Raw genomic sequence first — 22648 nt, 5'->3', positions numbered from 1 at the left:
TCAACGCATGCGTTTGGCAAGGATGAAACTCGTGCCGAACAGGCACAGCAAACCAAGGGGCATGAACAGCCGCAGGCCCAGTACAGAGAACTGATAGACCGCGCTGGCGCCGGTGAATACGAACTGGAAAACCCAGGTCACGCTGCCGAACGGCGCATGCCATTGAGAATAGAACACCCGATAGTCCATCGCGAACAGAAACGCGGTCATCAGGATCGTGAAGGCAGCAAGCGACAGGAAGAAAGCTGCGAAGCGCGTCTCGACGCGCCGCCGATAGGCAATGAACCGGGCGCAGGGAAGCGCAAGCGGCCAAGCCAGGAGTGCTCCGAAAAAATAGAGCGCCGCCAGCTCGACGCTGTGGCTCGTTTCAAGCCTGTTGCGGATATAGAGCGCCAGTCCGGCCGAGAGCAACATCTGGCACGCCCAGAGAATGGCGCCGAGCAGCAGGTCGGAATAGGGCGGCAGGGCGGCCCTCAGTCGTCCCGGCAGAGGTTTGGCATCCTCGCTCAGGCCTGTAGTCCCGACGCGGCGTCTCGAAGGGCGGCGATCGTCGCCTTGTAGGCTTCAACCGAGCCTCCCTTGAAGATCGCCGAGCCGGCAACGAGAACGTCCGCGCCTGCCTTGCCGATCATCGCGGCGGTCTCGATCGTCACGCCACCATCCACCTCGAGATCGATCGGCCTGTCACCGATCAGAGCCTTTGCCGCCGCGATCTTGTCCGTCATTGCCGGAATGAACTTCTGGCCGCCGAAGCCGGGGTTTACCGACATGATGAGAATGAGGTCGATATCGTCGAGGACGTTCTCTATCACCGACAACGGCGTTGCCGGGTTGAGCGTCACGCCGACCTTCTTGCCGAGGTTACGGATCGTCTGCAGCGATCGATGGAGATGCGGACCGGCCTCTGCATGTACGGTGATCCGATCGCAACCGGCCTTGGCGAAGGCTTCGAGATAGGGATCGACCGGTGCGATCATCAAATGGCAATCGAATGTGGCATCGGTATAGGAGCGCAACGACTTGATGACATCCGGTCCGAAAGAAATATTCGGAACGAAGTGTCCATCCATGACATCAAGATGGATCCAGTCGGCGCCGGCGGCGGTCACATCGCGGACTTCCTGGCCGAGTTTTGCGAAATCCGCCGCAAGTACGGAAGGAGCAATTCGGATGGGCTTGGTCATGTCGTCTCTCCATTGGTGCCCTGTCGCGGGCAGCGTCATTCAGCCGGTGGAGCCGCAGGCACAAACATGCCGCTGCGCCATTGCTGAAGCTGATAGGGATTGTCGGTCAACTCGTGTCCGGCGTCGAACGAAACAGGTCCGACGACGGTATCGAATGGCATGCCGCCGAGATGCTGGGCGATCGGGCGCTCGTCACCGCCGGCATCCTGTGCCGCCTTGATGGCAACCTCGGTTGCCGCGTAAGCGGGCAGGGTGTAGCCCTCCGGTTCGGCGCCGGCCGCGCGCAGCGTCGCGACCACGGCGGCGGCTTCGGGGCGCGCTGCGTATTCCGGCAACGCAACGGCTAGAACACCATCGGCAAGCGGCAAGGGCTGGTCGGCGGCCCGCATGGCGTCGCCACCCATCAGCGTCAACGGGATCTTTTCGGCTGCGGCATCGCGGGCGAGTATGGTGATATCGGCGCGATCGCCACCGACGAAAACCTTGGTGGCGCCGGCTCTTTTCAGGCGGCGAACGAGCCCGATCTGCTGCTCCTGGCCGGGACGATAGGTGTCGGTGAAGACCGGCTTGAGGCCCTTTTCCTCCAGGGCGTTGCGAACCGCTTCGGTAAGCTCGCGGCCGTGGATCGTGCCGTCTTCGACCAGGGCGATGGGCTCCGCGGACCAGTCGCGCAGGATGACCTCGATAATCTTGGCGGCCTCGGCGCGGTCGCTCGGTGCAAGGCGATAGAACGGCCAACCATTCTTCAGCGCGTCTTCCATGAGAATGCGGGACCGTACCGAGACTGATATCGCCGGTATGTTTGCATCCTTCAGCTTAGGAAGAGCACCCTCAAGGGTCTCTGAGCAGAGAAAGCCGACAGCGATCTGGACTTTTGCTGCGATCAGCGCATCGGCGACCGAGCCGCCGCTGTTCTCTTCGCAATTTTCCGGGACGCGAACGATGGTGTCGCCGTTCTGCCGGATCTTGCCTTCTGCGCCGGCGAAAATCTGGGCGCCAAGATTGGCGAAATTGCCTTCTTGCGGTGCGACAACGCCGATCGTGAGACCCGCCGCATGGCTTTCCCCGGCCGCGATAAGCAGCAGCGGGAGAAATCCTAAGCCACGCAAGATATTCATAAAACTTACACGCCCCTGACCTTTTTCATGTTCTTTTATCCGTCCGTGCCCAATCGTCAAAGAAAAACGCACGAATTGTCAGGTTTTCGCTTGATGTTTGTAGAAAAGGTAACGGATCGTCGTCATAGTAGCAGGGACATATATAGGCCGGCGCTGCCGGATGGAGAATGCACTTGTTGAACAAGCAACCGATCGATCCCCGCCTTTACCGAGACGCAATGAGCCGTTTTGGCGGACATGTGCAGCTTGTTACCACCGCCTCCGGTGACCAAAGACGAGGCGTCACGATCACGGCAGCTTGCTCCGTTTCGGACAATCCAGCGACCGTTCTGGTCTGCCTGAACAACAGCAATCCTAAGAACGAGATTTTCTTCAGCAGCGGAATCTTCGCTTTGAACACGCTGGGCGCGCATCATCAGGCGCTTGCGGATGCCTTTTCTGGCCGTACACAATTCACCAACGAGGAACGGTTCGCCACCGGCAAGTTCGACACGCTGGTGACAGGCGCCCCCATATTGAGCGACGCGCTGGCGGCGTTCGATTGCCGGGTGACGGAGATCAAGGAGATGACGACCCATCACATCATCTTCGGTGAAGTGCTGGCTGTCAGGTTCGATGAACAAAAGCCGGCCTTGCTCTATATGAACCGGGACTATCACGCGCTATAACTTCCCTAAAAGGGAGTGCGCATGCCGGATCCGCTACTGCCGTCGTCCATTGACGATACGATCAGGTTGCTGGGCGATCAGAATTATCTCGCCGGGCGACCGCTCGCGACCGTTATCTTCCTCGCGCTCAAGATGAAGCGTCCGCTCTTCCTGGAGGGAGAGGCGGGTGTCGGCAAGACCGAGATCGCCAAGGTCCTCGCGAGTGCGCTGGACCGACCGCTCATCCGGCTGCAATGCTACGAGGGCCTCGACATTGCGTCCGCGGTCTATGAATGGAACTATCCGGCACAGATGCTGGAAATCCGCCTTGCCGAGGCCTCGGGGACAACCGATCGAAGCCGTATTGAATCCGATATCTTTTCAGAGCGCTATCTGATCAGGCGACCGGTCCTGCAGGCGTTGTCGTCGGTTGCTGGAAAGGCGCCGGTCTTCCTCATCGACGAGCTCGACCGGACGGACGAGGCCTTCGAAGCCTTTCTGTTGGAAGTGCTCTCCGATTTTCAGGTCACCATCCCGGAACTCGGAACGATCAAAGCGACCGAGCCCCCGATCGTCATCATCACGACCAACCGCACGCGTGAGGTTCATGACGCGCTGAAGCGTCGATGCCTCTATCATTGGGTCGACTATCCCGCAGCCGCACAGGAACTCGAGATCATCAGGCGGAAGGTTCCGGGGTGCGACGCAGCTCTATCGGAACAGATCGTCGCCTATGTTCAGAAGTTGCGGACACTCGATCTCTTCAAGAATCCCGGCGTCGCGGAGACCATCGATTGGGCAACGGCCTTGACCGAACTGGACCGGCTGGCGCTTGATCCGGAGACGATTTCGGACACGCTCGGCGCACTCCTCAAATATCAGGACGATATCGCCAGGATCACAGGCGGCGAAGGGACGAAGGTGCTCGACGAGGTAAGGCGCGAGCTGCAGGCAGCAGGATAGCAATGCAAGGATTTGAACAGCGGGACGCTATTGTGCAGACTTCGCCGCCAGTGGCTGGTGGGCGCTTCGCTGATAACATCGTTCTTTTCGGTCGGACGTTGCGCAAGGCGGGGTTGAAGATAGGTCCGGGTGCCATCGCGGATGCGATCGAGGCGGTCGATGCAATCGGTATCGGCTCGCGAGAGGAGTTCCATTCGGCGCTCTTTGCCGTCTTCGTGAAGCGGCATGAGGACAAAGCCGTCTTCGACGAGGCTTTCCGGCTGTTCTGGCGATCCCGCGACCTCGTCGAGAAGATGATCGCGATGATGTCGCCACGGGCTATGCCGCAGCAGAAGGAAAAGGCGCGGCCGGGCGAGAGCCGCGCCAGCGATGCCTTGCTTGGGGATCGGCCTGATAAGCGACTTCCGCGCGAAGATCCCGCGATAGAGATCGATGCCCGGTTCACGATGTCGGGCAGCGAAGTCTTCAGGAGAATGGACTTTGCGCAGATGTCGGTGACCGAGATCGCCGCAGCGAAGAAGGCGCTCGCCAGCCTGACCTTGCCTGACGATCGTGTCCGGACACGACGGTTCTGGCCGTCGCACATACATGCGCATGTCGACCCTCGCGGCACCATGCGCGCGAGCCTGCGCAGCGGCGGTGCGCTCATTTTGCCGCGATACCGGGAGATCAGGGAGATCCAGCCGCCACTGGTGGTGCTGGCGGATATCTCCGGCTCGATGAGCCAGTACACCCGGATTTTTTTGCACTTCATGCACGTGCTGAGCGAGAAGCGGCGGCGGGTGCATACGTTCCTGTTCGGGACGCGATTGACGAATGTCACGCGCCAGATGCGTCACAAGGATTCTGACGAGGCGATGGACGAATGCGCGGCGGCCGTCAGGGACTGGTCTGGCGGGACGCGCATCGGCGAGACGCTCAAGGAATTCAACAGGCTCTGGGCGCGACGCGTGCTTGGCCAGGGCGCGGTCGTCTTGCTGATCACCGATGGCCTAGAGCGGGAGGGGACCGAGCTCCTCGCGGCGGAGATGGACCGGCTGCATCGATCCTGTCGACGGCTGATCTGGCTCAACCCACTGCTTCGTTTCGATGGCTTCGAACCGCGAGCCCGGGGCGTGAGAGCGATGTTGCCCCATGTCGATGAATTCCGGCCGGTTCACAATCTCTCGTCGCTTGCCGATCTCGCGGCGGCCCTTGGCGAGAGCCGCTCGGCTGCTTACGATCCGCGGCGATTTCTCGTTCGAATGAAGGGCCAGCCATGAGCGAAGGTCTGTTGCACCCATTGGCAATCGCGGAGGCGTGGAAGAAGGCCGGCCGCGAGGTTGCGATCGCAACGGTCATAGAAACTTGGGGATCTGCCCCGCGGCCGGTCGGCAGCCATCTTGTGATCGACGGCGCGGGAAATTTCGAGGGGTCGGTATCGGGAGGCTGTGTCGAAGGCGCCGTTATCGCCGAGGCCCTGGATGTGATCGCTGACGGGGCGGCAAAGACCCTGGAGTTCGGGGTTGCCGATGAAACTGCGTGGCGCGTTGGGCTTTCTTGCGGAGGGCGCATTCGGGTTCATGTCGAGAGCTTGAATTTCGATATCGAGCGGCTGAACGACTGTCGCAAACGGCGCGAGGCCGTGGCCCTGATAACGTCGCTCGACGACGGCAGGGCCTACATCGCGGCAGAAGGACAAGAGGTGGCGCCAGCGCTTGGCGCAGTTCTGGACGGAGCATTTCGATCCGGGAAATCAGCCTTGGTCGAACACAACGGCAAGACATTCTTTCTCAATGTCTATTTGCCGCCTCCCGAGATTGTCGCCATTGGCGCGGTTCATATCAGCCAGGTGCTTGCGCCGATGGCAAAGTTCGCGGGCTTCGATGTCAGGATCATCGATCCGCGAACGGCGTTTGCCACGCCGGATCGCTTCTCGGACGTCGAACTCGCCGCCGACTGGCCGATCGATGTGCTGAAGGAGCGGCCTCTTGATCGCTACACCGCGCTGGTTGCGGTGACGCACGATCCCAAGATCGATGACTTCGCGATTGCCGAGGCTTTGAGAACGGGTTGTTTTTATGTCGGGGCGCTCGGAAGCCGCAAGACGCATTCCTCGCGGCTCGAGCGGCTTCGGGCCGAGGGTTTCGACGACGCCGTGCTTGCAGGGATCCATGCGCCGATCGGGCTCAATATCGGCGCATCCAACCCGGCGGAGATCGCCGTGGCGATCCTGGCGGAGGTCGTTCAGTCGCTGAGGTCGCGCGCGATCGTGGCCGGGGAAAGCGTTCGGCTATGAAGTTCGGCGAGTTCCCGACCGCAGACGCCGAAGGCGTAGTGCTCGCGCATTCCGTCAGATTTGCTGGCCAAAGCTTCCCGAAGGGCCGTCGGTTGACGGGCGAGGATATAGAGAAGCTTCAGGCGGCGAAAGTTGGATCGGTGATCGCCGCGCGGCTTGAAGACGGTGACCTCGGTGAGGATATTGCTGCAAAAAAGCTCGCCGAAGCGATAGAGCCGGATCATCTTACCTTTTCGGAAGCGGCCACCGGACGAGTGAACGTCTATTCCGCCTTAGAAGGGCTTTTCGTGGTCGGCCGAGATGTCGTCGATCGCGTCAACAGAGTTGATCCGGGCATTACGCTTGCTTGCTTGAACGACCATGTGCCGGTGCGAGCCGGCGACATGGTGGCGACGTTCAAGATCATTCCTCTTGCTGTTGCCGGTGAGAAGATCAATGAAGCCTGCGCCGTCCTGCGGGCGGCGACTGCCTTTGAGGTCAAGCCGTTCGAGGCGCATGCCGTATGGCTGGTTGCAACGGAGCTTCCGTCGCTGAAGCATGCTGTCATGGACAAGACGGCTCGTATACTCGCACAGCGCCTTGCGCCGTCGGGTAGCCGCTTGATTGGCGAGGACCGGGTGGCACACCGGGCGGATGCGGTCGCGGGTGCGATCCGGAATGCCGCATCGCGAGCCGGTGCCGGTCCCAGGATGATCGTGGTCTTCGGCGCCTCTGCCGTTATCGACGCGCACGACGTTATCCCCGAGGCGATACGTCTTGCAGGCGGTGAGGTGATCCAGGTGGGCATGCCGGTCGATCCCGGCAATCTGCTTGTGCTGGGCCGTGTCGGGAATATTCCAGTCGTGGGCGCGCCGGGTTGCGCGCGGAGTCCCAAGGAGAATGGTTTCGATTGGGTACTCAATCGCATTCTTGCCGGCGAGCCGATCACCGCGCTGGACATTAGCGGCATGGGTGTCGGAGGTCTGTTGATGGAGATTCGTTCGCGGCCGCAGTTGCGCGAGCCGCAGGTCGCCGATGTCAAGGAAACCACGGTCGCTGCCGTTGTTCTGGCCGCAGGCCGTGCGCGACGGATGGGCGAGGGCGGACCACACAAGCTGCTTGCTGAATTCGCGGGGATACCCCTCGTGCGGCGTTGCGCGCTCGCCGCGCTTGAAAGCGGTGCCGCTTCCGTCAGTGTTGTGACTGGTCATCGACAGCATGAAATAGAGGCGAAACTAGACGGGCTCGATGTGGCTCTCGTTCACAATCCGGATTTTGCGTCCGGGATGGCCTCCTCGCTCGGAGCCGGATTTGCTTCATCGGAGGCGGCGCGAGCTGATGGCGTTCTGGTCCTGCTTGCGGACATGCCCGACGTATCCTCAAGCGACATGGATCTGCTCATCACTGCTTTCCGCCGCTGTGGGGGACATGCGATCGTCAGAGCGGTAAGCCGTGGCAAGCGTGGCAATCCGGTTGTCCTGCCACGCGCGCTTCGGGATGCGGTCCTGCACCTCGAAGGCGATATTGGCGCGCGGCATATCATTGAAAGCTCCGGGCTTCCCGTCATCGACGTTGAAATCGGAGATGGCGCGCATCTCGACGTCGATACGCCCGAAGCGGTGGTCGCTGCGGGCGGCACTCTGAAGGAATAGGCAATGGACGCAGCAGCGATCGAAGAGATGTTTCAAGGGCTTGGGCCGGTCACCATCAAACGGATGTTCGGTGGCAAGGGCATCTATCATCTGGGGCGCATCATCGCCATTGAACTCAGGGGCGAGATGCTGCTCAAGGCGGATGAGGTAAGCAGCGCGGAGTTTGCCGAAGCAGGCGCCTCGCAATGGGTCTACGAAGGAAAGAAGGGCACGCCGGTCATGATGCCGTATTGGTCCATACCCGAGGACGCTTTCGATGATCCGGATCTGATGGCGCGTTGGGTGCGGCTCGCTTACGAGGCTGCATTGAGAGCCGGCTAATTAAACGGCGTTATTCGAAAATGCTCATGTCGAGGTGCGCGATCGCCGCTTCGGCAAAAGCGGACAGAGGCTGAGGAAGATCGGCCCGCGAGAACCAACCGAAGGCGGAAAGCTTGTCCGGCTCCGTCAGCTGCGGTTCGCCCTCGAACTCCGACGCGATGTAGAGAAGTGAAATCCAGTGATGACCGTCTGCCTCGGTCAGGACTTCGGCCGGGCCCAGCAGGTCGACGCGGCCGATAGATAGCCCCGTCTCCTCCTCGGCTTCACGCCGGGCGGCCTGTGAGGCCGGCTCCATATGATCGACCTTGCCGCCGACAATGCTCCAATGCCCTGCCTCGGGCGCACGCATCCGACGATAAAGCAGGATCTTCCGGTCACGCAAAATGACCAGGCCTACGCCGAGGCCCGGAAAATCGATGCCAGGCAGACCCATGGTCAATTACGCCTTGGCGCTGGCCGTGATCAGCATGAACGCAGGAATTTCATCGCCGAAGCCGATCGGTGTCGGACCATCGTCGTGATCGCGATAACGGCGGCGCTCGCGATTGTCGTCGTTGGCAGGATAGGGCCGGCTGTTGCGCGAATGGTTGTGCGTCTTGTTGTTCTCTGCTTTGCGCTCTTGCTTCACGCTTTCGACCCTTGCTGGTGCGGCTTGTACCGGTGCGGCTGTTGTTTCGATCGTCTCGACGCCATTATCGTCGGCGGCGATATCAGATTTATGACCCGAACGATTTCGGCCGCGGCCACGGTCCTTGTCCCGCTCGCGACCGCCTTTGCGGCGCGAACGATCGTCGTCACGGCTCGGCTCGGCCGGCGGCAACGTGGAGAGATTGCCATTGTGCCATTCGATCTTCTCACCGATCAGCTTTTCGATTGCGTCGGTGAACTTCTGGTCGCGGCTGGTGACGATGGTAAAAGCAGCGCCTGCACGGCCTGCGCGGCCGGTACGGCCGATGCGGTGTACGTAATCCTCAGCGTGGATGGGTACATCGAAATTGAAGACGTGGCTGACATCGGGGATGTCGAGGCCACGGGCAGCGACGTCGGAGGCAACCAGAAGCTGGAGTTGACCGTCGCGGAAGTTCTGCAGCATGGTCGTGCGCGAGCGCTGGTCCATGTCGCCATGCAGCGCGCCGACGGAGAAGCCGTGGCGTTCCAACGAGCGGAACAGATCGGCGACGTCCTTCTTGCGGTTGCAGAAAATGATGGCGTTCTTCAGTTCTTCCTGGGCGCGGATGAGGTCGCGCAGCGTCGAACGCTTTTCGTAATCCTTGCCATGCGCCGCGACCAGGCGCTGCGTGATGGTCTTGGATGCCGAGGCGGGCTTGGCGACTTCGACGCGTTCCGGGTTCTGAAGGAAGCGGTCGGCCAGCTTCTGGATCTCCGGCGGCATGGTGGCCGAGAAGAACAGCGTTTGGCGGGTGAACGGGATCATCTTGGCGATGCGTTCGATATCGGGAATGAAGCCCATGTCGAGCATGCGGTCGGCTTCATCGATGACGAGAATTTCGACGCCGCTCATCAGCAGCTTGCCGCGCTCGAAATGGTCGAGCAGACGACCGGGCGTGCAGATCAGCACATCGGCACCGCGTTCCAGCTTGCGATCCTGATCTTCGAAGGAGACGCCACCAATCAGCAACGCAACGTTGAGACGGTGGTTCTTGCCGTACTTCTCGAAGTTCTCAGCCACCTGGGCAGCAAGTTCGCGGGTAGGCTCCAGGATCAGCGTCCGCGGCATGCGTGCGCGTGCGCGTCCCTTTTCCAACAGCGACAGCATGGGAAGAACGAACGAGGCAGTCTTTCCCGTTCCGGTCTGTGCAATGCCGCAAATATCGCGGCGCTGAAGGGCAAACGGGATCGCGCCAGCCTGGATAGGGGTTGGCGTCGTGTAGCCCGCATCTGTAACAGCGGAAAGCACTTTTTGGCTCAAGCCAAGATCAGCAAATGTCGTCAAAGGGAAAACTGTTTCCGTTCCGGTTCGGCCGGACTCGGGTTGAGCCGGCGTGATTGCGTGCCGCAATGCAGCGCGGAATAGTCTGAAACAGCCGAGAAGTCAAGGAATACGCGGTTTGCAACCGCTGCAGAGGTAAAGGCGCGGTTAGTAAAAGACGCTATTTCATGTAGGAGGCGAGTTTCGTGCCTGCATTCATGAAGTAGATCGGATCGATAGCGCGGCCATCCTGACGTACTTCGTAGTGAAGATGCGTGCCCGTCGAGCGTCCCGTACTTCCCGCCAATCCGATGACATCGCGGCGTCCGACGGTATCCCCGACCTTTACCAGTATCTCGGACATATGGCCATAGCGCGTGGAGATACCGTTCCCGTGGTCGACTTCGACCATGTTGCCATAACCGCCTGTCCAGCCGGCGGCGATTACCTTGCCTGGGGCGGTGGGTCGAATGCGTTCGCCGGGCGCGAAGCGAAAGTCTATCCCCGAATGCAGCGCAAGCTGGCCGAGAAACGGATCGCGGCGATTTCCGAACGGGCTGGTGATTTCCTTGCCGATTGCCGGGCTTTGAAAGGGAAGGGCTTCAGCCGTGCCCCGCACCGTCTCCAGCCGCGTCAGGGCGCTATCGAGCTGTGTCAGCGAATTGTCGAAATCGTCAGCACTTTCGGGTGCGACATAGGGACCGCCGACCGCGCTCTGGTCCTGCGGCTTGGGCGAGGCGCTCTCGGCTGGAACTGCTATGCGAAACCGGGTGAGGACGCGCGATATCGCGTCGGCGCTATCGCCGGCATCCGCGGTCAACTGCTCGACACGATCACGCTGATGCTGTTCGATGCCCTTGAGAGCTAGGGTGACCTTCGAGAAAACCCGGTCGGCGCGGTCGCCTGTCGTTTCACGGGCGGGAACATAGGCTAGAGTGGTGTTCTCGGGGGTGGCATCGGTCGGTTCGGCACTGCCCACCAGCTGGTTTTCGATTGCCTGCATGCCGCCGGTCAGCGCTGCACGCTTGTCCTTCGCATCAGGTGCAACGGTCTGCGCCTTCTCATCCAGGCCGGAGTTTGCTGCGCGATCGAGGAGTTCGCCGAGCTTGCCGTGGCGCGATGTCAACGCCATCTGCTGCTCCATCAGCTTGTCGACCTTGTTCTCGACGACCTGCTGGTCGAGAAGCTGGCGTGACGTGACCCGATCGACCTGTGCGCGAAGCGCGGCAATTCTGTCTTCGTAATCGTGCTGCATGCGGGCCTGCCGCGCCATCGTCGCGCCAATCAGGTCGTCGCGGAGCACCAGATATGACGTCGCGATGAGATAGCCGATCGAAAACAAGCCGACGAAGCAGATGGCGAGCGCTGCCATCCAGGGGCGAACCGTCAGGTGACGCACTCGATCACCACTGGCCAAGATCAGGATATGTTCCTGTTTTCTCTTGCCGAATACGTGGCTTTGCTGTGCGTGCGTCACGGAGAATCTCCCAATTGAAGACCTTGCCTCAATTGCCGTGATTACACACTGTTAAGGTTAACAAAGTGCTTATTGAGTGCCGAAGAGAGCGGTTCGTCAGCCGCGACTTGTCGATGTCAGCGAACGATAAAAGGGCGGTGTCAAGCCGGCCTCGGCGCGAGCTAGATCGTTGAAGGGGCGGCTTTAGGTGGACCGTCCAGTGGCGACCGAAGCGAGAGCTTGAGGTCGTGCCAGCGACGGCAGCTTCCTAGGCCAGACCGGTCTTTTCATCGAGATCGACGGCGCGAATAGCCGGGATGGCGCCGCCACGAAGCGACGCTACATGCGAGAGCGTCATTGGTGCAGGTTTTGTGCGGCAACTAGCACCGCTTCGGCGTGACCGGCCACCTTTACCTTCTGCCATATCGTCGCGATCGTTCCGTCCGGACGGATCAGAAGAGTCGTGCGTTCGACGCCCATGTAGCTACGGCCATACATGCTCTTCTGCTTCCACACACCGTAGGCTTCCAGGGTCGTTCGTTCCTCGTCGGAAGCCAGGATCACCATGAGGCTGTGCTTCTTGATAAAACGATCATGGCACTTCACCGAGTCTGGCGACATGCCGAGGACGGCAATGCCGGCCTTCGCGAACTCCGGCGCGAGCGCCGTGAAAGCCAGTGATTCGGTTGTGCAGCCCGTGGTGTCGTCTTTCGGATAGAAGAAGAGCACCAAGGGCTTGCCGCTGAAATCGCCGAGTTTGACACGGCCACCACCGTCTCTGGGAAGATCGAAGTCGGGCGCAGTGGAGCCGATGCCAATATCCGCCATTGGGAAAACCTTTCTTTTGCCGGGTTTATGTGATGACAGGTGGTTTGCCAGATATATATTGGACGAACATGCGTCCAGCCAGTCTGGTCCATCACATGTTTTATGGAGTCAGGCGAGGCGCATGTCGGCGATCCGCGGCGAAAAGATTACATTCCGCAAAAAAGATATCATCGCCTTGCACGAGCTTCCTTCCGCCAAGGCTGAAGACCCTCTGATTGTGCATTGCCCGCCTGAACGTTCGCACATGCGGCGGACCGCTGGGATGGCCGGTGGTTGTATCGGATTGGTGCTTTTCATTCTGATGGCGATCGTCATTACCGTCGAGAGCGGCGTTTTCGATCAGCCGCTGTCCCGGCAGGCGCAGTCGGCCTTGAACAGCGCGATCGGGCCACGCTACCGCGCCGAAGTCGGATCCACAGTCATTCGCTTTACATCGGACATGCGGCTTGCGCTCGAGGCACGCGACGTCAACATGATCGATGAGAAGACGGGCCAGCATCTGTCGACCACGGGTGCGATGCGAATGGCGCTCGATCCGCTGCAGCTTTTCCGCGGCAAAATCGCGATTGCGCAAATCGAGGCCGAGGAAATTGCCCTCGATACCGCCTTGTTGCCATCGGGCAAGCCGCTCAAGCTCGACGACCTTCGTGTCGACGAGATTCCGGCGGCAATGGAGACCGTATTCCAGCAACTCGATACGATCGACAGTTTCGTCGACCGAGGCGGCACCCGCTCCATCAAACTCGAAGGCATAAACATCAAGCTTGCAGACACGTCCAACGGGCCGTTGGCGATCGTCATCGATAGTCTCGTGTTCTCGCGCACCCCGGAAGGCGGGCTGCAGCTCGACGGCGAAATCGGGATCAACGGCCAGAAGGCGCAGTTGAGCCTGTTGGCAAGCAAGACCGGCGATCAGACATCGAAGTTGACCGGCCAGCTACGGAACGCCGATCTGGGACCGTTCGTTCTGAAGCGCAATGCTCTCGGCCAGATCCGGCAGGGCATCGATGGCTTTGCCGACCTGATGGTTTCGGCCGTTCGCTCGGCTGACGATGCGCAACCGGCACTTGCGGCCACGGTCGATTTCAAGCCCGGCCAGCTCTACATGGATGGCGACGAGCAGGATCTGAGCGGCGGTCGCTTGAACCTCGGCTATGACTTTGCCAAGCAGACGCTGGAGATAGTCCAGTCGCAGATGCAGTTTGCCGGAACCAAGGTCCCGTTCAACGGCGCCGTTATCGATCTCGACAAGATCGACCCACAGGCTGGCAAGGGATTTGGCATCGATCTGCTTGTCAACGGAGGTGTCGCGGCCCCCGCAGGCTCCGGCGAGCAGCCGCTGCCCTTCGATATACAGGCGACCGGCCGTTATTTCGTGGCTTCTCGCGAGCTGCAATTCCAGAACATGACAGTCTCCAGCCCGGCTGGATCGTTCTACGGATCGCTTCACCTTCGCCTGAGCGACGTTTCGCCCGAAATCAGCTTCGTCGGTCAATCGCAGCAGCTTCAGACCACCGCAGTCAAGCAGCTTTGGCCATTCTGGATGGCGCCGAAGGCGAGAGAATGGGTGGAGCGCAATCTGTTCGGAGGCACGGTTACCGACGCCTCGCTCTCGGTCTTCATTCCCTTCGGCCGGCTCGACGAGGCGGTTGGCAAGGGCCTCCGGCTGGATGAGAACCAGATCAAGATCGCATTCGACATCGACGACACCCGAATGAATATCACGGGGGACATACCACCGATCCGCGATACCAGTGCGCATTTCGATCTGACCGGACCGAAGGCGACGATTTCGATCAAGAGCGGCAAATCCTTCTTTGCTTCCGGGCGCTCTGTTGACGTCGGGCAAGGGACGTTCGTCCTTCCGTCCACCTACGACAAGCCGCTGATGGCGGACCTCAACCTGCCAATCTCCGGCGCGGCGGATGCAATCGGCGAGCTGTTGACGTTCAAGCCGATCCAGGTGCTGCAACGCGCGGGTTTCGTGCCGGAGGATCTGAAGGGCAAGATCACCGCCAATGTCCAGGCGCGAATTGGATTGATATCGTCTCAAAATCCACCGCCACCGGATTGGAAGGCAACGCTGCAGTTGCAGGGTGTTGACGTCGCCAAACCGATCTCCGGCCGTAAGATCACCAGTCTCAATGGGACTTTGACGGCCGACCCGAAGCAGGTCAGCCTTGACGGCAAAGGCAATATCGACGGCGTGCCCGCTGAAATCACTCTGGTGGAGCCGACAGACAAATCCTCGGACGTCCAACCGCAGCAGTCGATCAGCGCGCTGCTGAGCAACGACCAACGCGAGAAGATACTGCCCGGCCTCTCCGATATCGTCGATGGTAACATCAGTGTCGAGCTTAACCGCATCGACAAGGACCGGCAGTCCGTATCTATCGACTTCGGCAAGGCGCGGCTCGACTTGCCATGGATCGGGTGGTCGAAGGGCAGCGGGATCGGAGCAAATGCGACCTTTGAGATTTCTGGTCCGGATGACAATCTGCAGATCAAGAACTTCAACCTGAAGGGCGACGGGTTCGGCGCGAGCGGTGCGCTGATGCTCAACAAGGGCAATTTGACCAAGGCCGATTTCGACAGCGTAAAGCTGTCGTCGCTCGACGATTTCGCGGTTTCACTGCGCCGCGACAAGAATGGCATGGATGTTTCCGTGTCAGGGACGAGCGCCGACGCCAGGCCGATTATCGCCAACCTCAAGTCGGACAACGGCAAGGGCGACGGAGACGGCAACAAGGGCGGAAGCAGCATTTCCGTGCGCGCCAAGCTCGACCGGGTCATCGGCTTCAACGATGAGAAACTGCGCAACGTCTCCGGTACTTATGTTGCTCAAGGTAGTCGCATTCAGGCACTGAATCTTTCAGGCGTTAGCGATAGCGGCGAAGCGGTCGTCGCGCAGACGAGGGATTCCGGCGTCATCAACATCACGAGCGGCGACGCCGGATCAGTGTCCCGCTTCGCCGACCTTTATCAACACATGAGCGGCGGTTTGCTCAACCTCGCCATTCGCCTTGGGCCGGGCGGCAACTGGAACGGCTCGATCGATGTTCGGCGCTTCTCGCTGGTCAACGAACAGCGCCTGCATTCGATTGTGTCGACCCCGGTGGGACAGGAGCAACGAAGCCTGAATTCCGCGGTCAAGCGGAGCATCGACACGTCGGCCCAGCGGTTCCAGCGCGGCTTTGCTCGCATCGTATCGCAGGATGGCGTCGTCAGCATCGAGAATGGCGTAGCGCGCGGCGACCAGGTCGGCGCGGTGTTTCAGGGCATGTTGCGTGACAAACGGGGCAACATGGACATGACGGGAACCTTCATGCCGGCTTACGGCCTGAACAGATTGTTTGCCGAACTGCCGCTCATCGGCATTATCCTCGGCAACGGAACGGATCGCGGCCTCATCGGAATCACCTTCAAGCTGACCGGCAAGCTGGAAGCTCCGAACCTGACGATCAATCCGTTGTCGATCATCGCGCCTGGCGTGTTCCGCAACATCTTCGAATTCCAGTAGGCACAAAAAAAGCCGGCGCGAGGCCGGCTCTTCATCTGATGTCTTTGCCGCGCTTATGCCGCGCGGCGGATCAGGATGTGCTTCTTCTTGCCGAGCGAGAGCTTGATCACGCCGTCGGCGGTGATCTCACCCGAGCCGATCACCTTGCGCTCGTCGGAAATCGCCGCATCGTTGATGCGCACCGCGCCGCCCTGGACGTGACGGCGAGCTTCGCCGTTGGAGGCGGCGAGACCAGCCTTGACGATCAGCGCCAGCAGGCCGATGCCGGCATCGAGTTCGGCTGCCGGAACATCGATCGAGGGCAGGTTGTCGGCAAGCGCGCCTTCCTCGAAGGTTTTGCGCGCCGTTTCGGCGGCCTGCTCGGCGTTTTCACGGCCGTGCAGCATCGCCGTCACCTCGGTCGCGAGGATCTTCTTGACCTCGTTGAGCTCCGAGCCGGCGAGTGCCGAAAGCCGAGCGATCTCGTCCATCGGCAGAGTGGTGTAGAGCTTCAGGAAGCGCGAGACGTCCGCGTCCTCGGTGTTGCGCCAGTATTGCCAGAAGTCGTATGCCGACAGCATGTCCGGGTTCAGCCAGACGGCACCGTTCAGCGACTTGCCCATCTTGGCGCCGGAGGCGGTGGTGAGCAGCGGCGAGGTCAGCGCGTAGAGCTGCGGCGTCCCCATGCGGTGACCGAGATCGATGCCGTTGACGATGTTGCCCCACTGGTCGGAACCGCCCATCTGCAGGCGGCAATCGTAGCGCTTGTTGAGCTCCACGAAATCGTAGGCCTGCAGGATCATGTAGTTGAATTCGAGGAAGGACAGCGACTGTTCGCGATCGAGACGCGTCTTGACGCTGTCGAAGGACAGCATGCGGTTGACCGAGAAATGACGGCCGACGTCGCGCAGGAACTCGAGGTAATTGATCTCCCGCAGCCAGTCGCCGTTGTTGATCATCATCGCGTCCTTCGGCCCCTCACCGTAAGAGAGGTAGTTGGCGAAGACGCGCTTGATCGAAGCGATGTTGCTTTCGATCGTATCGATGGTCATCAGCTGGCGGGCGTCATCCTTGAAGGACGGATCGCCAACCATGCCGGTGCCGCCGCCCATGAGCGAGATCGGCCGGTGGCCGGTCTTCTGCATCCAGTGGAGCATCATGATCTGGATCAGGCCGCCCGCATGCAGCGAAGGGGCGGTCGGGTCGAAGCCGATATATGCCGTCACGGTTTCCTTGGCGAAGAGGTCGTCGAGGCCGGATTCATCGGATATCTGATGAATGAAGCCACGCTCTTTCAGCGTGCGGAGGAAATCGGATTTGAACTCGGTCATGACCTTTTGCTTTCGGATCAGGATTTTCGGATTGGCTATTGTTGATGTGGAGCGGCGCGTTTAGCACTGTTTTCGCGCACAGTCACCACTTGGTTGATTGAGTCACCGCCTTGTTGGATGCGGGGGAAGCATGGGAAAGATACGCACGGCGATCGGCCTGATGAGCGGTACCTCGATGGATGGCATCGATGTGGCGCTGCTGCACACCGACGGCCGCGACCTAGTCGAGCGGGGGCCGTCGGTTGGCGTTGCCTACGATCCCGCCTTCCGCGACCGGCTGAAGCTGGCGCTGGAGCAGGCAAAGAGCATCACGCAGCGTGAGCAGCGGCCGGGTGATCTGGTGTCGATCGAGCGAGAGCTTACGTTACGTCATGCAGCTGCCGTTAAGGAATTTCTGATCGCGAACGCGCTGGATGCATCCTCGATCGACGTCATCGGCTTTCATGGACAGACGGTTCTGCACCGTCCGGACGAGGCGCTGACGGTCCAGATCGGCGATGGGGCTCGTCTCGCCCGCGAGACGGGGATACCGGTCGCCTACGACCTCCGCGCCAACGACATGGTCCACGGCGGCCAGGGTGCACCCCTGGTCCCGGTCTACCACGCGGCGCTTGCCGCCAATGTGGCGGATGCGACCTTGCCGGTCTGCTTCGTCAATATCGGCGGGATTTCCAACCTGACCTACATCGGCGCTGACGGCGTCATCGTCGGCTACGACAGCGGGCCGGGCAATACGCTGATCGATCAATGGGTCGAGACGCATGCGGGGGTGCCGTTCGACCAAGGCGGCATGATCGCCTCGGAGGGACGGGTCATCGGAGATCTCGCAGATCGCTATTTGAGCAGCCCGTTCTTTACGGCCGAGAAGCGCCGCTCGCTTGATCGCAACGACTTTCCGCCACCATCGGGGGGAGACGCAGAGCTCGCCGACGGTGCACGCACGCTCGCCTATGTCGCTGCCGCCTCGATCTTCAAGTCCGCGGGTCACCTTCCGATGACGCCGACGCTCTATGTCATCTGCGGCGGTGGTCGCCTCAATCGCGTCCTGATGCAGGACCTGAAGCACCTCGCGCAAAGCACGGGCGCCAAAGTGATCGCAGCGGAAGAGGCTGGGTTCAACGGCGATTCCATGGAGGCGGAAGCCTGGGCCTATCTGGCTGTTCGATCGTTGGACGACCTGCCTCTGACATTTCCGGGAACGACCGGGGTCCGCGTGCCTGTCAGCGGCGGCGTGCTGGTGAAGCCGTGACGCAGGTCATTCTGGAGACGACGCGGCTCGTCGCTGTCATGTGGGAACCCGACGATGCGGGTCTCATTCAGGAGCTTCACTCGACGATCGAGACGACGCGATATCTTTCCGGCGCCGCCCCATGGTCGCGGGAGAGGGCCGAAGAACGGTTGCGCACCTGGTTCAGCGAGCAGGCGCGAGATGGAACGACGAAATACAAGATCCTCAGCCGTGAGGATGGCCGCTTCATCGGTCGGGCGGGTTTTTCGCTGTTCGGCGGCGACAGGCAGGATTTTGAGCTCGGCTACTCATTCCGCCAGCAGGAGTGGGGCAAGGGCTATGCGACGGAGATTGCAAGCGGCCTGATGGACTGGTTTTTCCGGCGGAACTTTGCGGAAAAGTTCATCGCATTCACCCATCCGGACAACAGCGTGTCCCAGCATGTCCTGACAAAAATAGGCATGCGAAGCCGCATGCCTATGATCATTGACGGATTGTCCTGCCCGACGTTCGAAATGACCGCCGGGATGCGGTCGGCCTAGCGGATGCGCTTGGCGGCCGGTTCGGGGACCAGTTCGCCGTTGAGGCGGCGGTCGAGGTAGTCCTCGCATTCGCCCATTAGCGTTTCCACCTGGCCGTTGAAGAAATGGTTGGCGCCCGGCACCGTGCGGTGCGTGATCAGGATGCCCTTCTGCGTCTTCAGCTTTTCGACCAGACCGTTGACGTCTTTCTCCGGCGCAACCTTGTCGGCGTCGCCATTGATGATCAGGCCGGACGACGGGCAGGGTGCCAGGAAGGAGAAGTCGTAGGTGTTCGGCTGCGGCGCGATCGACATGAAGCCTTCGATCTCAGGACGACGCATCAGCAACTGCATGCCGATCCACGAGCCGAAGGAATAGCCGGCAACCCAGCAGGTCTTCGAATCGGGATGCAGGCTCTGCACCCAGTCGAGCGCGGAAGCCGCGTCCGATAGCTCGCCGGCGCCGTGGTCGAACTCGCCCTGGCTGCGACCGATTCCACGGAAGTTGAAGCGCAAAGTCGTGAACCCGCGCTTCTGGAACATGTAGAAGAGTTGGTAGACGATCTGGTTGTTCATCGTGCCGCCGAACTGTGGGTGCGGGTGCAGAATGAGGGCAATCGGCGCGCTTTTCTCCTTGGAGGGCTGGTAGCGGCCTTCAAGGCGGCCTGCGGGGCCGTTGAAAATGACTTCGGGCATCGGTACTCCGGCGTTTATTTCTTCGCGTTCATGCTGCGCAGACTTGACGGACGTTGTCAGCTTTTCTAAAACGCAGTTTAGAACAATTCGAAACTTGCATGGCGATCCACGCATTGTGGGATGTGTCATAAGGCAAGCCCGGCCGAAATTTCAAGGAAAATGAGCCGAGGCGTCGTGCAAGCTTAAAGCGCAGGACGAAAGATCATGGCGCCGCCACGCCTTTATCTCGATTGGAACGCGACTTCGCCGCTGCATCCCAACGCACGCGACGCGGTTCTGCGTGCCATGGATTTGTTCGGTAATCCGAACTCGGTGCATGGTGAAGGCCGCAGCGTCCGGGCTGCGATCGAACAGGCACGCCGGCAGGTCGCTGGCCTCACGAGTGCCGATCCCGCGCATGTGATTTTTACCAGCGGCGCTACCGAAGCAGCCAACATGGTGCTGACGCCTGATTTCAAGATGGGGCGGACGCCGCTCGCGATCGGCCGGCTCTACTATTCGGCGGTCGAGCATCCTGCCGTGCGCGAGGGTGGGCGGTTTCCAAAGGAAAAGACGACGGAAATCCCGGTGACGGCTCACGGCCTTGTCGATCTTGACGGTCTTGGCGCGTTGCTTGCTGCTCATAACAAGTCGGCAGGGTTGCCGATGGTCGCGGTCATGCTCGTCAACAACGAGACCGGCATCGTTCAGCCGATTGCCGATATCGCGCAGATCGTGCAGGCGCAGGGCGGGTTGCTTGTTGTCGATGCCGTGCAGGCTGCAGGGCGCCTGAAGCTCGATATCAACGCGCTCGGCGCCGACTTCCTGATCGTGTCGTCGCACAAGATCGGCGGCCCAAAGGGCGCCGGCGCCCTCGTTACACGCGGTGAAGTGTTGATGCCAAGGCCATTGATCCATGGCGGAGGCCAGGAGAAAGGCCACCGCTCGGGCACGGAGAATTCGCTTGCGGTGATCGGCTTTGGCGCTGCCGCGGAAGCCGCTGTCGCGGAGTTCGAGGCCCGCAACGCAGCAATTTCGGTGCTGCGTGACCGGCTGGAGAGCGGCATGCGCGGCGCGGCGCCCGATGTTGTCATCTACGGTGCCGAGGGTGAGCGCGTCTCGAACACGACCTTCTTCACCCTGCCGGGACTAAAAGCCGAAACGGGGCAGATCGCGTTCGATCTCGAAGGTGTGGCGCTTTCCGCGGGATCCGCATGCTCGTCCGGCAAGGTCGGCGAAAGCCATGTTCTGGTTGCCATGGGACATGACCCCAAGCTCGGCGCTCTTCGCATTTCGCTGGGCTTCGCCACCACCGAGGAGGAGATCGACAGAGCGATTTCCATATTCGCGAAAATTGCCGCCCGGCGCAGGCCGGCCGGAGAGGCGGCGTGACTGCTTCATAAATTTGCGGAAACGCAAATTTCCGCTTGCCATTCGGGCTGAAAAGTCCCTTTTGGCCACCTACATACGGGGCAAACAATACTGCCCGCACGACAAGCTGCCGGACCTTTTCTCCGGCGAGATTGGAGAATAACATGCCCGCCGTCCAGGAAACGGTTGATCGCGTTCGCGAGATTGACGTCGATCAGTACAAATACGGTTTCGAGACCATCATCGAAACGGACAAGGCACCCAAGGGCCTGTCCGAAGACATCATTCGTTTCATCTCCGCCAAGAAGCAGGAGCCGGAATGGATGCTGGAATGGCGTCTGGAAGCCTACAAGCGCTGGCTGACGTTGGAAGAGCCCACTTGGGCACGCGTCGATTATCCGAAGATCGATTTCAACGACCTCTACTATTACGCGGCGCCGAAAAGCACGCCGGGGCCGAAGTCGCTTGATGAGGTCGATCCGGAAATCCTCAAGGTTTACGAGAAGCTCGGTATTCCGCTCAAGGAGCAGGAAATCCTGGCCGGTGTCGAAAGGCCGAAGATCGCCGTCGATGCCGTTTTCGACTCCGTGTCCGTCGTCACGACTTTCAAGGAAGAGCTGAAGAAGGCCGGCGTGATCTTCATGTCGATCTCGGAAGCGATCCGCGAGCATCCGGAACTGGTGCAGAAGTATCTCGGCTCCGTCGTCCCGACCTCCGATAACTACTATGCGACGCTGAACTCGGCTGTTTTCACCGACGGATCGTTCGTGTTCGTTCCGAAGGGCGTTCGTTGCCCGATGGAGCTGTCCACCTACTTCCGCATCAACGAGAAGAACACCGGCCAGTTCGAGCGCACGCTGATCATCGCCGAAGAAGGCGCCTACGTCTCCTATCTCGAAGGCTGCACCGCGCCACAGCGCGACGAAAACCAGCTGCATGCTGCCGTCGTCGAGCTCGTTGCGCTCGATGATGCCGAAATCAAATATTCGACTGTCCAGAACTGGTATCCCGGTGATGCGCAGGGCAAGGGCGGTATCTACAACTTCGTCACCAAGCGCGGCGATTGCCGTGGTGATCGGTCGAAAATCTCCTGGACGCAGGTCGAAACCGGATCCGCCATTACCTGGAAGTATCCGTCCTGCATCCTGCGCGGCGACGACTCCAGAGGCGAGTTCTACTCGATCGCCGTGTCGAACGGCCATCAGCAGATCGATTCGGGCACCAAGATGATCCATCTCGGCAAGAACACGTCGAGCCGCATCGTCTCCAAGGGCATCGCCGCCGGCGTGTCGCAGAACACCTATCGCGGCCAGGTCTCGGCCCACCGCAAGGCGTCGAACGCGCGCAACTTCACGCAGTGCGACTCGCTGCTGATCGGCGACAAGTGCGGCGCGCATACGGTGCCCTACATCGAGGCGAAGAATTCAACGGCGCAGTTCGAGCACGAAGCAACGACCTCGAAAATCTCCGAGGATCAGCTGTTCTACTGCCTGCAGCGCGGCATCCCGACGGAAGCGGCGATCGCCCTGATCGTCAACGGCTTCGTCAAGGAAGTCCTGCAGGAACTGCCGATGGAATTTGCTGTCGAGGCGCAGAAGCTCATCAGCATCTCGCTCGAAGGCAGCGTCGGCTGACGCAATAAGACATTGAATGCGCGAGGGCGCGTTG

Annotated in this window: 20 protein-coding genes; 11 read left to right on the top strand and 9 right to left on the bottom strand. The window is 60.5% G+C overall.

Going from position 1 to position 22648, the window contains the following annotated elements; all coding sequences use genetic code 11:
• The 3 genes from ASE04_RS07140 to ASE04_RS07130 are packed head-to-tail and all read right to left on the bottom strand — an operon-like array spanning window position 1 to window position 2302.
• Complete coding sequence (locus ASE04_RS07140) at window positions 1–510, bottom strand: hypothetical protein (RefSeq protein WP_443216850.1); 510 nt, start codon at window positions 508–510, stop codon at window positions 1–3.
• Entirely contained in the window at window positions 507–1184 is a 678-nt protein-coding gene (rpe, locus tag ASE04_RS07135; RefSeq protein WP_056814234.1) for a ribulose-phosphate 3-epimerase, read from the bottom strand. Before rpe ends, ASE04_RS07140 begins: the two co-directional genes overlap by 4 nt.
• Window positions 1185–1219: 35 nt before the next feature.
• Entirely contained in the window at window positions 1220–2302 is a 1083-nt protein-coding gene (locus tag ASE04_RS07130; RefSeq protein ID WP_056814231.1) for a branched-chain amino acid ABC transporter substrate-binding protein, read from the bottom strand.
• Window positions 2303–2469: 167 nt separating this feature from the next.
• Between ASE04_RS07130 and ASE04_RS07125 the strand changes: the two genes are divergently transcribed.
• From ASE04_RS07125 to ASE04_RS07100, 6 genes are read left to right on the top strand one after another with little or no spacing between them, the layout of a single operon-like run.
• Complete coding sequence (locus tag ASE04_RS07125) at window positions 2470–2970, top strand: flavin reductase (protein ID WP_200960692.1); 501 nt, start codon at window positions 2470–2472, stop codon at window positions 2968–2970.
• 21 nt (window positions 2971–2991) lie between these two features.
• The gene (locus tag ASE04_RS07120) at window positions 2992–3912 is read left to right on the top strand and encodes an AAA family ATPase (protein WP_056814224.1); all 921 of its coding nucleotides are present in this window, start codon (window positions 2992–2994) and stop codon (window positions 3910–3912) included.
• A 2-nt stretch (window positions 3913–3914) separates the two neighbouring features.
• Window positions 3915–5174: a vWA domain-containing protein gene (locus ASE04_RS07115; RefSeq protein ID WP_056814222.1), complete on the top strand. Its 1260-nt coding sequence runs from the start codon at window positions 3915–3917 to the stop codon at window positions 5172–5174.
• Complete coding sequence (locus ASE04_RS07110; protein WP_056814219.1) at window positions 5171–6190, top strand: XdhC family protein; 1020 nt, start codon at window positions 5171–5173, stop codon at window positions 6188–6190. Before ASE04_RS07115 ends, ASE04_RS07110 begins: the two co-directional genes overlap by 4 nt.
• A complete protein-coding gene (locus ASE04_RS07105; RefSeq protein WP_056814217.1) occupies window positions 6187–7821 on the top strand; it encodes an NTP transferase domain-containing protein in 1635 nt (544 codons plus the stop codon). The genes ASE04_RS07110 and ASE04_RS07105 overlap by 4 nt, the downstream gene beginning before the upstream one ends.
• A 3-nt stretch (window positions 7822–7824) precedes the next feature.
• A complete protein-coding gene (locus ASE04_RS07100; RefSeq protein WP_056814214.1) occupies window positions 7825–8142 on the top strand; it encodes a TfoX/Sxy family protein in 318 nt (105 codons plus the stop codon).
• Window positions 8143–8152: 10 nt separating this feature from the next.
• On the opposite strand, the gene ASE04_RS07095 is transcribed toward ASE04_RS07100, so the two are convergent.
• The 4 genes from ASE04_RS07095 to ASE04_RS07080 all read right to left on the bottom strand — a co-directional run bounded on the left by ASE04_RS07095 (window position 8153) and on the right by ASE04_RS07080 (window position 12356).
• Window positions 8153–8575 (bottom strand): NUDIX domain-containing protein, encoded by a 423-nt coding sequence (locus ASE04_RS07095; protein ID WP_056814211.1) that lies wholly within the window; start codon window positions 8573–8575, stop codon window positions 8153–8155.
• Between the two features lie 6 nt (window positions 8576–8581).
• A complete protein-coding gene (locus tag ASE04_RS07090) occupies window positions 8582–10096 on the bottom strand; it encodes a DEAD/DEAH box helicase (protein WP_056814208.1) in 1515 nt (504 codons plus the stop codon).
• Between the two features lie 157 nt (window positions 10097–10253).
• Window positions 10254–11549 (bottom strand): M23 family metallopeptidase, encoded by a 1296-nt coding sequence (locus tag ASE04_RS07085; protein ID WP_056814206.1) that lies wholly within the window; start codon window positions 11547–11549, stop codon window positions 10254–10256.
• Window positions 11550–11882: 333 nt separating this feature from the next.
• The gene (locus tag ASE04_RS07080) at window positions 11883–12356 is read right to left on the bottom strand and encodes a peroxiredoxin (RefSeq protein WP_056814203.1); all 474 of its coding nucleotides are present in this window, start codon (window positions 12354–12356) and stop codon (window positions 11883–11885) included.
• A gap of 121 nt (window positions 12357–12477) precedes the next feature.
• Here ASE04_RS07080 and ASE04_RS07075 point away from each other — a divergent pair, with 121 nt between their 5' ends.
• Window positions 12478–15876: a YhdP family protein gene (locus tag ASE04_RS07075; RefSeq protein WP_056814198.1), complete on the top strand. Its 3399-nt coding sequence runs from the start codon at window positions 12478–12480 to the stop codon at window positions 15874–15876.
• 53 nt (window positions 15877–15929) lie between these two features.
• On the opposite strand, the gene tyrS is transcribed toward ASE04_RS07075, so the two are convergent.
• Window positions 15930–17186: a tyrosine--tRNA ligase gene (tyrS, locus tag ASE04_RS07070; protein ID WP_056814196.1), complete on the bottom strand. Its 1257-nt coding sequence runs from the start codon at window positions 17184–17186 to the stop codon at window positions 15930–15932.
• A 130-nt stretch (window positions 17187–17316) separates the two neighbouring features.
• Here tyrS and ASE04_RS07065 point away from each other — a divergent pair, with 130 nt between their 5' ends.
• Window positions 17317–18435, top strand: a complete 1119-nt coding sequence (locus tag ASE04_RS07065; protein ID WP_056814192.1) for an anhydro-N-acetylmuramic acid kinase — start codon at window positions 17317–17319, stop codon at window positions 18433–18435.
• 38 nt (window positions 18436–18473) lie between these two features.
• Window positions 18474–18956, top strand: a complete 483-nt coding sequence (locus tag ASE04_RS07060) for a GNAT family N-acetyltransferase (RefSeq protein WP_056814758.1) — start codon at window positions 18474–18476, stop codon at window positions 18954–18956.
• Here the strand turns inward: ASE04_RS07060 and ASE04_RS07055 are convergent.
• Window positions 18953–19630, bottom strand: coding sequence for an alpha/beta hydrolase (locus ASE04_RS07055; RefSeq protein WP_018902229.1), 678 nt, complete (start codon window positions 19628–19630; stop codon window positions 18953–18955). The two genes, ASE04_RS07060 and ASE04_RS07055, sit on opposite strands and share 4 nt — an antisense overlap.
• Before the next feature lie 204 nt (window positions 19631–19834).
• Here ASE04_RS07055 and ASE04_RS07050 point away from each other — a divergent pair, with 204 nt between their 5' ends.
• Window positions 19835–21001 (top strand): cysteine desulfurase family protein, encoded by a 1167-nt coding sequence (locus tag ASE04_RS07050; protein WP_056814189.1) that lies wholly within the window; start codon window positions 19835–19837, stop codon window positions 20999–21001.
• A 143-nt stretch (window positions 21002–21144) separates the two neighbouring features.
• Entirely contained in the window at window positions 21145–22614 is a 1470-nt protein-coding gene (gene sufB, locus ASE04_RS07045; protein ID WP_056814185.1) for a Fe-S cluster assembly protein SufB, read from the top strand.
• The last annotated feature ends 34 nt before the right edge of the window (window positions 22615–22648 follow it).

Origin of the sequence: Rhizobium sp. Root708 (assembly GCF_001429725.1) — a bacterium.
GTDB lineage: Bacteria > Pseudomonadota > Alphaproteobacteria > Rhizobiales > Rhizobiaceae > Rhizobium.
The sequence above is the reverse complement of the archived record's forward strand: the minus strand, read 5'-3'. Positions and strand labels throughout refer to the sequence as shown.

What these genes read in the sequence shown, in the direction of transcription:
- rpe (WP_056814234.1), bottom strand. Translation starts at nt 1,184, where the DNA reads ATGACCAAGCCCATCCGAATTGCTCCTTCCGTACTTGCGGCGGATTTC.
- ASE04_RS07130 (WP_056814231.1), bottom strand. Translation starts at nt 2,302, where the DNA reads ATGAATATCTTGCGTGGCTTAGGATTTCTCCCGCTGCTGCTTATCGCG.
- ASE04_RS07125 (WP_200960692.1), top strand. Translation starts at nt 2,470, where the DNA reads ATGCACTTGTTGAACAAGCAACCGATCGATCCCCGCCTTTACCGAGAC.
- ASE04_RS07120 (WP_056814224.1), top strand. Translation starts at nt 2,992, where the DNA reads ATGCCGGATCCGCTACTGCCGTCGTCCATTGACGATACGATCAGGTTG.
- ASE04_RS07115 (WP_056814222.1), top strand. Translation starts at nt 3,915, where the DNA reads ATGCAAGGATTTGAACAGCGGGACGCTATTGTGCAGACTTCGCCGCCA.
- ASE04_RS07110 (WP_056814219.1), top strand. Translation starts at nt 5,171, where the DNA reads ATGAGCGAAGGTCTGTTGCACCCATTGGCAATCGCGGAGGCGTGGAAG.
- ASE04_RS07105 (WP_056814217.1), top strand. Translation starts at nt 6,187, where the DNA reads ATGAAGTTCGGCGAGTTCCCGACCGCAGACGCCGAAGGCGTAGTGCTC.
- ASE04_RS07100 (WP_056814214.1), top strand. Translation starts at nt 7,825, where the DNA reads ATGGACGCAGCAGCGATCGAAGAGATGTTTCAAGGGCTTGGGCCGGTC.
- ASE04_RS07095 (WP_056814211.1), bottom strand. Translation starts at nt 8,575, where the DNA reads ATGGGTCTGCCTGGCATCGATTTTCCGGGCCTCGGCGTAGGCCTGGTC.
- ASE04_RS07080 (WP_056814203.1), bottom strand. Translation starts at nt 12,356, where the DNA reads ATGGCGGATATTGGCATCGGCTCCACTGCGCCCGACTTCGATCTTCCC.
- ASE04_RS07075 (WP_056814198.1), top strand. Translation starts at nt 12,478, where the DNA reads ATGTCGGCGATCCGCGGCGAAAAGATTACATTCCGCAAAAAAGATATC.
- tyrS (WP_056814196.1), bottom strand. Translation starts at nt 17,186, where the DNA reads ATGACCGAGTTCAAATCCGATTTCCTCCGCACGCTGAAAGAGCGTGGC.
- ASE04_RS07065 (WP_056814192.1), top strand. Translation starts at nt 17,317, where the DNA reads ATGGGAAAGATACGCACGGCGATCGGCCTGATGAGCGGTACCTCGATG.
- ASE04_RS07060 (WP_056814758.1), top strand. Translation starts at nt 18,474, where the DNA reads ATGTGGGAACCCGACGATGCGGGTCTCATTCAGGAGCTTCACTCGACG.
- ASE04_RS07055 (WP_018902229.1), bottom strand. Translation starts at nt 19,630, where the DNA reads ATGCCCGAAGTCATTTTCAACGGCCCCGCAGGCCGCCTTGAAGGCCGC.
- ASE04_RS07050 (WP_056814189.1), top strand. Translation starts at nt 19,835, where the DNA reads ATGGCGCCGCCACGCCTTTATCTCGATTGGAACGCGACTTCGCCGCTG.
- sufB (WP_056814185.1), top strand. Translation starts at nt 21,145, where the DNA reads ATGCCCGCCGTCCAGGAAACGGTTGATCGCGTTCGCGAGATTGACGTC.